The organism is Paucihalobacter ruber (assembly GCF_006494535.1).
GTDB lineage: Bacteria > Bacteroidota > Bacteroidia > Flavobacteriales > Flavobacteriaceae > Paucihalobacter > Paucihalobacter ruber.
Genome location: NZ_VHIQ01000010.1, coordinates 1 through 11844, shown reverse-complemented (window position 1 = coordinate 11844; position 11844 = coordinate 1). Strand labels below are relative to the sequence as shown.

The 11844-nt window shown below is 32.5% G+C and carries 14 protein-coding genes; all 14 read right to left on the bottom strand.

The window, feature by feature from the left end:
- Positions 1–139: 139 nt before the first annotated feature.
- Positions 140–940, bottom strand: coding sequence for an alpha/beta hydrolase (locus FJ651_RS15420; RefSeq protein ID WP_140991692.1), 801 nt, complete (start codon positions 938–940; stop codon positions 140–142).
- 160 nt (positions 941–1100) lie between these two features.
- Positions 1101–2459, bottom strand: a complete 1359-nt coding sequence (locus tag FJ651_RS15415) for an NAD(P)/FAD-dependent oxidoreductase (protein ID WP_140991691.1) — start codon at positions 2457–2459, stop codon at positions 1101–1103.
- A gap of 154 nt (positions 2460–2613) precedes the next feature.
- Complete coding sequence (locus FJ651_RS15790; RefSeq protein ID WP_216746172.1) at positions 2614–2766, bottom strand: hypothetical protein; 153 nt, start codon at positions 2764–2766, stop codon at positions 2614–2616.
- Complete coding sequence (locus FJ651_RS15410; protein WP_140991690.1) at positions 2750–3337, bottom strand: zeta toxin family protein; 588 nt, start codon at positions 3335–3337, stop codon at positions 2750–2752. Before FJ651_RS15410 ends, FJ651_RS15790 begins: the two co-directional genes overlap by 17 nt.
- Positions 3338–3541: 204 nt before the next feature.
- The gene (locus FJ651_RS15405) at positions 3542–4138 is read right to left on the bottom strand and encodes an FEKKY domain-containing protein (protein ID WP_140991689.1); all 597 of its coding nucleotides are present in this window, start codon (positions 4136–4138) and stop codon (positions 3542–3544) included.
- A 145-nt stretch (positions 4139–4283) separates the two neighbouring features.
- Positions 4284–4724, bottom strand: coding sequence for a PIN domain-containing protein (locus FJ651_RS15400; protein WP_140991688.1), 441 nt, complete (start codon positions 4722–4724; stop codon positions 4284–4286).
- Between the two features lie 391 nt (positions 4725–5115).
- Positions 5116–5538, bottom strand: coding sequence for a hypothetical protein (locus tag FJ651_RS15395; RefSeq protein WP_140991687.1), 423 nt, complete (start codon positions 5536–5538; stop codon positions 5116–5118).
- Between the two features lie 934 nt (positions 5539–6472).
- Entirely contained in the window at positions 6473–6853 is a 381-nt protein-coding gene (locus FJ651_RS15385) for a hypothetical protein (RefSeq protein WP_110476678.1), read from the bottom strand.
- Positions 6853–7113 (bottom strand): hypothetical protein, encoded by a 261-nt coding sequence (locus tag FJ651_RS15380; RefSeq protein ID WP_110476677.1) that lies wholly within the window; start codon positions 7111–7113, stop codon positions 6853–6855. The genes FJ651_RS15385 and FJ651_RS15380 overlap by 1 nt, the downstream gene beginning before the upstream one ends.
- Before the next feature lie 158 nt (positions 7114–7271).
- The gene (locus tag FJ651_RS15375; RefSeq protein ID WP_140991685.1) at positions 7272–7826 is read right to left on the bottom strand and encodes a hypothetical protein; all 555 of its coding nucleotides are present in this window, start codon (positions 7824–7826) and stop codon (positions 7272–7274) included.
- A 542-nt stretch (positions 7827–8368) separates the two neighbouring features.
- On the bottom strand, positions 8369–9130 hold the full coding sequence (locus tag FJ651_RS15370) for a DUF6794 domain-containing protein (protein ID WP_140991684.1): 762 nt from the start codon (positions 9128–9130) through the stop codon (positions 8369–8371).
- Between the two features lie 144 nt (positions 9131–9274).
- A complete protein-coding gene (locus FJ651_RS15365) occupies positions 9275–10360 on the bottom strand; it encodes a toxin-antitoxin system YwqK family antitoxin (RefSeq protein WP_140991682.1) in 1086 nt (361 codons plus the stop codon).
- Positions 10361–10526: 166 nt separating this feature from the next.
- Positions 10527–10991, bottom strand: a complete 465-nt coding sequence (locus FJ651_RS15360) for a hypothetical protein (protein ID WP_140991680.1) — start codon at positions 10989–10991, stop codon at positions 10527–10529.
- A 151-nt stretch (positions 10992–11142) separates the two neighbouring features.
- Positions 11143–11580 carry a hypothetical protein gene (locus tag FJ651_RS15355; RefSeq protein ID WP_216746171.1) on the bottom strand — a complete coding sequence of 146 codons (438 nt, stop codon included), beginning with the start codon at positions 11578–11580 and terminating at the stop codon, positions 11143–11145.
- Between the last annotated feature and the right edge of the window lie 264 nt (positions 11581–11844).

Genomic DNA, 11844 nt, shown 5'->3' with positions numbered 1-11844 from the left:
GCTGGAAGTAGCTTGTTGAACTGGAAACAAATCGACTAAAGGAGATTTGTTCTATTTCAACAATGACAGGAAACTTATGGCTAATTATTTTTGACAAAAGACTTGGTTTTTATCTCAGTTCTTTGTTGGCAACAGTTTTTTATTTATTCTTCTCAAATATAAATTTCATTCCGTCATAAAAACTTGAATAGGGAATGTGTCCAGCATTTTCGTAAGTCATATAATCAAATTTCATTTGGTAGTCTAATTCATCTTTTATTCTTTTGGATAAATCCACTATTGATTGGTGTATTTCCTTGTTTGGGTCTAAAGGGTCAGCCAAAGAGTTTGCTACGAACAATTTCTTTCCTTTAAAGTTATCTTTATTTTGGAAGGATTTATCTGCTAGTTTATTGAAATACGTATCCATATCTGCAAACCAACCCGCACAATTTCCAATGTAGTTGTCAAACAATTCTGGTTTTGATATAAAGGCATACATCACAAACAATCCACTCAAGGACTTACCTCGAACAGTTTTCTGTCCATTTGTGCGGTAATGTTTTTCAATATGTGGTATCAACTCGGTTTCGAGAAATGAAATGAAATTTTCGGCTTCAGGATTTTTAACTTCGTAAGATGGCCTGCTAAGTGGCATCATATCTCTGTCGCGGTCGGTGTTTGCAATGGCTACTATAATCATTTCCAACCCCAGTTTATATGTTACTAACCTTCCTTCTATAAGAGTAAATTCAGTTCCGTCCAATAAAAACAAGACAGGATAGGTTTCGTTAGATACATCATAGTCTTTTGGAAGTGATACAATTAGTTGTCTATTCTCATTTAATATTTTTGATTGGATGCTGTCTTTAATTCCAATTTTGACATTAACATCTTGAGAATAAACAATTCCTGTTTTTAAAAACCCAATAAGTACAAAAAATAAAATATAGCTTCTCATTTTACTGTTTTTTTAAATTGTTGCCAACGGTCTCGGCTATGAGTAGTTGCGTGGTTTAGCACTTAACTTTGCAAGTACACACCAAGCTGAAAATCCGCGAGGATTTTCAGAAGTAGGCGAGAACAAGCAATTACTTATAGCCATTGTTGGCATTAGTATTTTATTTTTCAATATCCTGTATATCTTCCATTAATCTTTGGAAACCTAAAGCAGTTTTGGCTTTTTGATACATAAATGAATCATTCTTATTGTCTAAAATAAGATCAGCAGCAAATAGACCATAGGCCAAAGAGCCTTTTGCACCAATACCCGACATCCCTCCAACGAGCACAAAGCTAGAATCAATGTCCGTTATATTCTTGAGTCCGTGAGTTACGTATGGTATTTCAGATTTAGTTAGGGAATATACACAAGAGTAGCCTTTGTCAAATTCTAAATCAGAGGATTTTATTGGTAAATCCAGTTTATCCAAATAGTCCGCAGTATTTTCTTTGCTCCATTGTATTTCTTGCTCGGTTAATTGCATTGCCCACACTTCGTCTAACTCCTTAATTTCTGTCCTTAAAAAATGTCCTCCAACTTTTAATAATGGTCTTTGGTTACTGTCGAACTTTTCAATCATTGAATAAAATATTTCAGAATTTAGATAAGCAACAGGATAAGAGGAAATAAGCCTGTTCTTCTGCTCACTTGTCAACATATCATACTTGTCTGATTTTATTTTTAAAAATGAAAGAAATAAACGCTTTGGACTTATCAAATGGCTAAAATATGGGGCTATATCTTTCACTAAAATCCCATTGTACGGACCAGCAGCGGCTACTACCTTTTTGCTCAAGATGGTTTTGATTGTTCCAGTTTTATTATCTATAATTTTGATTTTATAAATTCCATCTTCTTTTTTTAAACTGGTAACTTTTTGGTTGTAGTTTACCCTGTTTCCAGATTTTATTATTCCTAGATGTAGTTTTTTAATTAACACTTTCGGATTAAGGGTGCCAGTGTATTTTTTATATTCACGAATAACCATTGTAGTATCTGAAATTTTCATTCCAAATTTTTCATCTGCTTCCTCTTTAGTTGATGCATATTCATATTTATCTAATTGCCCGGTAAGTAAATTTTCAACCTCATTTAACTGGGATTGAGTATAGATATATGTGACTGGTGCAGTAGTGTAAATGTCTTGCATTGAGTGCAATTCTTGTAACTCTCCTTTATTGAGAAAGTCAATCAAATATTTAGTTTCTTTTACAGAGGTTTGTTGCAGAAATGAGAAAATATCTTCTTTTGGACCTAAACTTCTTGAGATTCTTGCCTCTCCAAAACTAGAACCAAACGTATAAATTGAATCTTGCTGCTCAAGCAGTAAAACATTTTGTCCATATTTAGAAAGCTCCCAAGCGGTCGAACTTCCCATAAGTCCACCACCAATAACAACAATATCCTCTATGTTGTCTGAATTTTGACAGGATATTAAATTCAATGCAATGACTGATATTAAGATTAGGTTTCTCATTTTCTTATATTAATGCCAACGAGATTGGCTATGGTTTGTTGCGTGTCTCGGCACTAAGATAGAAAAAAAACACAGATAGAAAATCGCGCAGAGATTTTCGTAAGTCAGCACTGACCTAGCAATAAACTATAGCCGGTGTTGTGCATAGTGCTTATTATTCAGGTTTGATTTTCACTATTTTATCTCCTTGCATTACCACTAACTCGCTGTTCTTTGTTTTCTTGAATTCAAGAAGTCGTTCATAAACTTTTTCAAGTCCTTTAACAATCTTATCTTTTAATTCAATTTGTTTATCTTTTTGTGTCATAAACTTTTTTTAATTGTTTAAATTTTGCTGCATCAATTATTTCTAAATTGTCAGTCCCCATTTTGTGAGCTATTAATTCGTGCTTTCCAAAAGAATTATCAAATATTAATGCTCCATCAATAATCGGAAGATATATGTCAAATAAATTATAAACTCCCTTTAAATATCTTCTTTCAATTACTTTTTCGGGAATATTGTGGCCACCTTCTTTAACTCTCGTTTTTACTCTTTCCTTGGCAAGTTCAATGTTGTTGAGCCAAAAGAATAATAATGTAATCGTGTATCCTTGTTTTTTTGCTTGTATTATCTTATTTCGGTAACTCCTTGTTGATAGTGTTGTTTCAAATGCAAAACTCTCATTTTCTTTTAAAAGTTCATTAATTCTATTAATCATTATGCGACCTGATTCAAACGCAACTTTTTCGGGTTGAAAAGGTGATAATCCTTTGGCAATTTCATCAGCGTTTACAAATTCTTTACATTCAATTATTTCAGGTAAAATGGTATAAGAAGCTGTTGTTTTTCCAGCACCATTACACCCTGAGATTATATAAAGATTTTTTGATTCCATTCCGACAAATTTAACTTTTTTAAAATTGATTTTGAATGGAACACGGATTTTTCTGCATTATGCACAACGTTTGTGGCTATGGTTTCGTTGCGGATAAATCCGCGAGGATTTTCCGCCATAAACCAAAGTTAGCAAATACGCAGGAATTTCCGAGTAGGAAATTCCGCCGCAATGAACTATAGCCGATGTTGTAAAACGTTTTTTTCAATTCAAATATTCAACGTCAGAACGCACTTTTTCTCTCCATTTCATTCCGTATTTTTTGTCCATAAGTTCAAAAATCCGTTCATTATATTCTTTTAAACATTCCTCAATTGGTGGTTCACAACCAAAATCGAAATATTTAATTCCAAATTTTTTCTCAAAGCGATTGTCATATGAAGTGTTCGCTATTGGTGCAATTGAGCCAACAAGTAATAAATTCGCCTTTCCGTTTTTCCATTCAGCTTCAGCACGTTCGACATTATATTCACAATCAGCTTTCAATTCAAACGTTACGTTATTAATCTCTCTTTTTGTTTGTACATCAAACTTTTGTTTTCCATATCCAAAAACAGAAATTTCTACTATATATTTTTTATTTGGTTCGAGATATTCAATTCTGAAGTTGCCCAAACTATCAGCCATAATTAACGGTTGTTTGGTAATCAGCTCTTGAACATAAATGTCCGAAATTGGTGTTTCTCCAGAAATTCCGCTAATCACTTTTCCTGTGATTTGAGTTTGTCCGTATGAAATTCCGCAAACCAATATTAAAGTCAGTTTGAGAAGTGTTTTTGATATGTTCAGATTTTTCTTCAAAATGTTTTACAACGTTCTCTGGTATGGCAAGTAGCGTGTAAATAATCGCTAGCCATTCCGAGTTGTTATTATGTTTTTAAATATACAAAAACTTTGGATTAAGCAATTAGCAGCTATTTGTTATACCAGTTGTTGGCAAGCGTTTTTATTCATCATTTCGTATTTCAGCTATAATGTCAGTAGTTAAAATCCAATCAATGCTCTTTTTGTTTAATCCTTTAATTAATTTTTTATCTCCTGTCCAAAGTGGCGATTCCAATTCCAACGCAAGAGCAATAAAAGGAGCATCAAATTCATCAATATTTTTGGTCAGTTCGATTGCTTTTTCCCAAGTAGATTCGCGGATAGATTCTAAATTTATTAAGTCAATTTTTTTGAAGATATTTCTTTTTAGGAACTCAAATTCATATGCTGAAAACCCAGTAATTTTTAACAGTTTTTTCTTATGATTTTCTAATTCATCGAGCAAATAAGTCGGTGAATAAAAATCAAATTTATCTGAAGAGTTTAATAAAAGGTCGCTTATTTTTCCATTTGGACTTAAAAGTCCGCTAAAAATAATATTTGTATCGACTACGATTTTCATTTCACAAATCGACTTTTATTTTTTTTCCACCATGATGATTTGGATTCAGAGGAAAGTTTGTCGATTTGTTCTTGTGAAGCTTTACTTTTAGATGCTATTTCTCTAAATTTTAAATAATCTAAAATTCTTTGAAGACCAATTAAATCCGTACCCGAAGAAACTCGGATTAATATTTCGTTATTAGTTCTTTCAATTTGCATATTCAAATATAATCAAAAATTTTAAAGTTTTTCGTTTTTCTCAAATGCTTGCCAACGTCTCGCGCATAACGAAAGTGGCGACTTAAAATGCGCAAGTTTTTCGGTTAAACTTTTTACTTTCTAAAAATACACAAAACTCTCGTTTCAGCAATGAATTCGCCATTTTTGTTATGCGCTGTTACCAAACGGTTTTATCTTTTTTTATGTTTCCCTTTTTCAATTATGCAACCACAATCAATTTCCGAAATCGGTTTTATTGAGTTCTTTTTTATTTTCCATTCCGTCAAACTCAAGTCAGGAATGACAGGAATTCCGATACCCGGAAAAATTGAGTTTAAAGAATCTCTTTCTTTTTCCAAATATTCTTTAGTAAATTCTTTGTCGTTTTTGAATTGAATCCGATTAGAATTAACTGTGTATGTCCCAGTTACATCACCTTGACAAGCACTCAAACCATATTTGTATTTAAAAGTTCCATTTTCACGTAATTCCATAATTGACCATTTTTCAAATTTATTATCTACAGAGTAATAAATTCCGCTTAATTCGGTCGTTTTATTTTGTCCTAATGGCAATAAAAATGTTAAAAATATTATGCTAAAAATGGTTTTCATTGAGTTGTATCAACTGTTTGGTAACGTTTTGCAGCTACCCGAAGGTGGCGATTTCGGAGCACTTCACTGTCAACCAAGCACAAACTTTGATAGAAGCAAAAAGCTTGATTGAACCACTGAACCGCCACTTTTGGGTAGGTGCTGTTATGGGCTGCCTTTTTTTCTATTTGTCGTTCGTGTCGTGTCAACTTATCCAAGTGTTTACTGCTGTTAGATATTCCCATTTATTGTTGTCAAGCCGTCTGTAAACATAGTAACCACCGTAAGCACACTCATCTCCACAATAATATTTTCGGTGAATGATTACATATTTTTTGTCAACTGAAAACAAAGGAATTGAGTAATAATATCTATTCGGTCTTTTCTGTTTCTTACTCGTCAAGAGTTTTGATTTTGAAAACTTGTCGTGCCAAGTTGTGTCTTTAATTGCTGTAAATTGTATAAACAAAAAGTCTCTGTCTTGTTGCTTAAAAATTGTGTCTGTCCCGCCTTTCCTTAGATAAAGATATCGTCCGTCAATGCTGAAAATTTGATATTGCTCAATTAGTGCTGTGTCATTAGTTATGAAGTTTGTCGTGTCCCAACTTAATATTTTGTGATATATATGTTTCCGTTTCAGTTTTGGTTCTTCTCCGTATTTTCTGTCGTTAATAGTCATCCAATTCAGAAAGTCATAAATTTCTTTGTCACTTGTCACCGAACTATAAGTCTGTCCGATAGCAAATGTGAAATTCAAAAAGCCGATTAATATTAGTGTCAATTTTCTCAATGATTGTCGTCTTTTAAGGTTGCCCATAACGTTTGTGGCTATGGTTTCGTTGCGGATAAATCCGCGAGGATTTTCCGCCGTAACCCAAAGTTAGTAAATACACAGGAATTTCCGATTAGGAAATTCCGCCGCAATGAACTATAGCCGGTGTTGTACACCGTTTTTTTATTTTCGGTTAAGTATTTGTTTAACATATTTTCTATGGTTTTCAAATCCATTTTTTTCAGGATTTTCCAAGTCAATCATTTGGTCAATTCCAGAATCGTAAATTTGCCAGTTATGTTTTTTTGATAACTCAATCAGAGCATAAAGTCCGTTTTCTCCAAATAATGAAAGCATAAAATTGCTCGAATGTTCGCTGTCGGCAAAAAAGTCAATAGTAAAATCAGTTCCGATTATTTCTCTGCGATTGTCGTCAGTTTTTATTTTGTCAAATGAACTTTCTAAAATTCCGCTAAAATCAGTTGGTTCAAGTTGGTTTTCGTCCAATTCCGCAACTGATTCTATTTTCTGTTTTGAATTAAAGAGTACAATATCCCAACTCATTATTTAGAATTTAATTGTTTTAGTTTTTTAGCAACTTTTAAATGGTCTTCAATTATTGTTGAGCCTCCCATATTTATGTTTGCGTGTTCAAGTAATAGCTTCGCAATTTTGTGTTCGTCAGCATCTTGATTAAGAAGTTTAATTATTGAAGGAACATATCCACTATACTCATCTTCAGGACCAGAATCATTAATTCCTATTGGATCCCAATCTTCCCAAAGAATTCTATCAACTTGGTTCCAAAGTTCTGTCTTTCTCATTTTTTCTCAAATGGTGTACAACGTGTTTGGCTATGAAAAGTAGCGTGTAAACAATCGCTAACCTTTCCGATTAATAACTGATTTTAAAAATACACAAAAACTTTGAATTAAGCACTTTGCAGCTATTTTTTATAGCCGGTGTTGTATGCCGTTTTTATTTAAGAAACCCACATAATCTCAACTTTCTCAATTTTCCAATTGTTATCCTTTGTCAGGTGAAAAATTAGTCCTTCGCCGCAATCTCCATTTCCGGCGCAGAAGAAAGAGGTGTAGACTAGAGCTTTGTTGTATTCCTTGTTGAAGCTTATTGCAGATATCTGAACCATTCCTATGTGCGGACTCTCGACTGATTGGTTTTTCATTATCTCCAATTTGTAGCGTTTGTAACCCTTAATTTGTGAAACATCCCAATCCCTTTTTTCATTAAAGTCATCAATTGAAAAATCTGTGATATTATTAAATGTCAAGTACTGATTGATTATTTCAAGGTCAACCTCTATAAGATTAGTGTGATTAAGAATAAGTAGCGATTTATACGGTTTTGAAGTGTCAATCCAATTCAGTCCATTTTCATTGTCCGTTTCGTTTCCATAAGAATGATTTAAAACTTCAGATATAATTTCGTATTCCGCTACTTCATTCGATTTAGATACACATGAAACTATTAGAAAAATAAAGAAAAGGAATAAAAAATATTGTGGTCTAATTTTCATATTTCAAATGGCATACAACGTGTTTGGCTATAAAAAGTAGCGTCTAAATACTCACAAGCCTTTCCGATTAATAACTGATTTTAAAAATACACAAAAACTTTTGATTTAGCACTTTGCAGCTATTTTTTATAGCCGGTGTTAGGTTAAGGCTTTTAAATCAGCCGTTGTTTGTCCGATGCGATCAATGTATCTTAGTTTTAACGACTTTTTCTAAACAATCCATTTATCCGCATCGCTTGTCAGTCCGATGTTCTTTAAAATGCCAAAACTTCATTTTCATTTCCTGTCAATCGTTAAAGTCCGCATGGCAATTCAGTCCGACGGATTCGTATAAAATCTAAAGCGTTTTTGAGTCAGTTCAGTTATCCAAAATTATTGCTACGGCTCGATTTTCAGCTTTAACCTAACGGTCTCGGCTATGAGTAGTTGCGTGGGTTAGCACTTAACTTAGCAAGTACACACCTAACTGAAAATCCGTGAGGATTTTCAGAAGTAAGCGAGAACAAGCAATTACTTATAGCCATTGTTGGCAACCGTATTTTTTAACTTTTACTTATTTTAAAACTCATAAGACTAAAATCGTATTCTTGATTGACTTTTAGTCCACTTTCTTCTCCGTTAAAAATTGCTTCTTCATTTCCACAAATATCCGTAATTAGTATTGTCAAAACGTATTTTCCACGTTTCCGTTTTTTCTTTTTTTTATCAATTACAGTTCCTTTGATATAGCAATTAGGCTTCTCATTCAAGTCAGGATATTTTTGAACTCGATAAGCCCAAACATTTTTTCCCTGTCTGTTAATTTTAAATTCAATTTTGACCGAGTCATTAAGTTTGTAGTCATCGAACTCTTTTTTACTTAATTCTGTTTGGTTCTGTTGTTTTTTTTCAAATTCCTTTTTGGCGGTTTCCCAATAGCTTTTATAGTATGTAATTTGTGAATCCAAACCAATAGGCTTATTGTTTAATCGTCTATGAAACGAAGTCAAAATTATTGTGGACATATCATCTGGATGAGAAATTCCTTTTGATTTGAAAAACCTTGATATTTGGTTTTTTCCTTTCCACAAGTCCCATCCATTTCTAATTCCCATTCCAGCTCCAAAATGTAATTCAGTTACAGCGTCGCTTTCTTCTTTGTTTTTAAATTCCGTTTTGTTGGATTCTGGCCATTCACAATTCAAATATTCAATTGCATCTTTTAGATTTTTTGGAATGTAGGTTTCCTTATAATCTTTACAATCATCTTGCGAAAAGACTGTTCCGAAAACAAAAAGTAATATGATTGCAAATGTGTTTTTCATATGGTTGCCAACGTTCTCTGGTATGGCAAGTAGCGTGCAAATAATCGCTAGCCATTCCGAGTTGGTTTTATGTTTTTAAATATACAAAAACTTTGGTTTAAGCATTAAAAAGCTATTTGTTATACCAGTTGTTGTGTGTAGTTTTTAATAAATTAACGAATCTATAATGACTCCGTTTTGAACTATCATAGTTTTTAACGGTTTTCCATTTTCATTGAAATAATATACACTATCTTCTAAAATATTGTTCAAAGCTTTTCCTTTTAGTTTTGTTAACCCATTTTCATGAAAATAAATAAATTTCCCATCAATTTTATTTTGATTCATTTCTTGGTAGGAATTGATTTTTCCGCTTTTATAAAATGTTTTTAATATTCCATGCGGCAAGTTATTTTTTATTTCCGATTCTTTGTGAAGTTCGCCACTGTCATAATATCTATATTCTTTGCCATAAGTAATTAAAGTATTAGTATCAATTTTTATGACTTGAAGACTCTTGAGCTTACCATTTTCAAAAAAGGATTTACAAGAATCGATTTCTATATTATTCCAATAGTTTCTTTCTGATTCAACAATTCCATTTTTGTAGTAATATTTCATTTTGCCATGAAGATTGCCATTTTTTAGATAGTTTTTTTCTTTTATTTCACCAGTTTCATAGTAGTGGAATGATTGTCCGTTTTGTTTGCCTTTGACATTTATCAACTTATTTTTTAAATTCCCATTTTCCCAATAATCCTCTCTAATTCCGTGTAATGTGTCATTTAAATATTCTACAATCTGCTTTATAGTTTTTCCATCATTTCTATAGAATTTCCATTTACCTTGAAACATTCCATTTTCTATTTTTCCTTCTGATTGTATGCGTCCTAAATTAGAATGATATTGACGAGAATAACCGTTTTCATAAACTGTTTTTATGAGGGAATCAGATTCATATATACTTGTCATTGTTAGCTTGTCATTTACTTTATCGAAATATTTTATTATTCGGTTAGGATAGCTATCAATTACCTCTAATTCCACAAATCTATTACCATTAGGAAAAAAGTAAGTCGAATAGGATTTTGTCAACTTATTTTCTAAATCAGGATTTATTTTTAACCATTTACCTTCTTTTCCATTTTCATGATAGAAAACATAGTTTTCATTCCTGTATTTTTTTTCAGAGATATCATTCTGACAGGAAGAAAATATTACGCAAAATAGTAATATGTATTTTATTTTCAATTTAGTGTATTGTTTTGATTCAAATTACACACAACGGTTTGGCTATGGTTTGTTGCGGATAAATCCGCGAGGATTTTCCGCCGTAACCCAAAGTTAGCAAATACGCAGGAATTTCCAAGAGGAAATTCCGCCGCAATGAACTATAGCCGTTGTTGTACCCAGTTTTTTATTTTTGGTTTAGTTGCCAATTCATTAGTAAAATATTCCACATCGCAAAAAAGTCAGAACCCTTAAACGCAGGAATAATAAATTTTTCAAAATTCAGATTCGTGATTGTCAATTCGTCCCATTCTGCTTTTTTCATTGACTCTTTAGTTGCTTTTCCAGATTCACTCAACTTAACTAAAGATTCAGGTTTTATTTCTTTAATATTTTCTATTAGAAGACTTTCGAATTTGTCATATTCTCCCCAAACTATTTTCCGAGTTCCAATAATAGTCCATTTGTCATTTTTCGGTTGAGTGAAAACTAAAACTGGAATTCCAATATTTTGAGATTTAAATAATTCCGAGTAATGTTTTTGGTTTTCAGACGGTAAACTTTCAAATAAGAACGAATGTTTTGTTGGAAGACTGTGTTTTTCAGCTTTCCACTTTAATCTTTTCTCAATATATTCATCCGTTTTATGCATTTCTCAAATTGGGTACAACGTTTGGGCTATGGTTTGTTGCGGATAAATCCGCGAGGATTTTCCGCCGTAACCCAAAGTTAGCAAATACGCAGGAATTTCCGAGTAGGAAATTCCGCCGCAATGAACTATAGCCGGTGTTGTACGCAGTTTTTTAATTCCAAAAATTCCATTTTGATTTAGTCGCAACTCTTAAAATCAGTTTTCTCGCTTCTTTCAATTCAGCCATTGATTTATTATTAAAGCCAACAACTTGGGATTTAAAAATGACTGTTTCGTGGTCACACTCATTTAAAAGTTCCCTAAAATTTTTTGTCATTTTGTTTTTGTAATCAGTAATGAATTCAAATTCGAGAGATAGGTCCGAAAAACTTTTCCATTCATTTTGTACATTAAGAATTCCATTTTCTAAATCATCTTTTGTTTTTTGAAGAATGATTAAAAAATACCTCAAATCAGAATCGTTTTTTAATTCCGATGATATTTTTTTGTCATTTTCAAGACAGTAAACAACTTCAAATTCCATTCCGTTTTCGTCTTTTGGAATTCCATTTGTCATACCTAAATATAAGTTGTAAAATGTATCTTTCAAGGATCTATCAAATTGCGTACAACGTGTTCGTGTATGGAAAGTTGCGTGTTTGTGGGCGAGGATTTTCCGAAGGAAAATCGGAAGCCGGCAAACAAGCAACAAACTTTGTGCTACCTAAAACTAGCAATTTTTTATACACGGCTTAAGTTTACAATTCATTAATTTTAGTACTTAATCAGAAAGAACAAAAGAGCGGAATAAGGTTACTATACACGGTGAAGTATTAAACTTCGACAACATTGATAATCCCCGCTCTTTTACTAC

Coding starts and splice junctions, on each gene's coding strand:
- FJ651_RS15380 (WP_110476677.1), bottom strand. CDS start 7,113: ATGAGAAAGACAGAACTTTGGAACCAAGTTGATAGAATTCTTTGGGAA.
- FJ651_RS15370 (WP_140991684.1), bottom strand. CDS start 9,130: ATGAAAAACACATTTGCAATCATATTACTTTTTGTTTTCGGAACAGTC.
- FJ651_RS15395 (WP_140991687.1), bottom strand. CDS start 5,538: ATGAAAACCATTTTTAGCATAATATTTTTAACATTTTTATTGCCATTA.
- FJ651_RS15375 (WP_140991685.1), bottom strand. CDS start 7,826: ATGAAAATTAGACCACAATATTTTTTATTCCTTTTCTTTATTTTTCTA.
- FJ651_RS15400 (WP_140991688.1), bottom strand. CDS start 4,724: ATGAAAATCGTAGTCGATACAAATATTATTTTTAGCGGACTTTTAAGT.
- FJ651_RS15420 (WP_140991692.1), bottom strand. CDS start 940: ATGAGAAGCTATATTTTATTTTTTGTACTTATTGGGTTTTTAAAAACA.
- FJ651_RS15415 (WP_140991691.1), bottom strand. CDS start 2,459: ATGAGAAACCTAATCTTAATATCAGTCATTGCATTGAATTTAATATCC.
- FJ651_RS15410 (WP_140991690.1), bottom strand. CDS start 3,337: ATGGAATCAAAAAATCTTTATATAATCTCAGGGTGTAATGGTGCTGGA.
- FJ651_RS15790 (WP_216746172.1), bottom strand. CDS start 2,766: ATGACACAAAAAGATAAACAAATTGAATTAAAAGATAAGATTGTTAAA.
- FJ651_RS15360 (WP_140991680.1), bottom strand. CDS start 10,991: ATGCATAAAACGGATGAATATATTGAGAAAAGATTAAAGTGGAAAGCT.
- FJ651_RS15385 (WP_110476678.1), bottom strand. CDS start 6,853: ATGAGTTGGGATATTGTACTCTTTAATTCAAAACAGAAAATAGAATCA.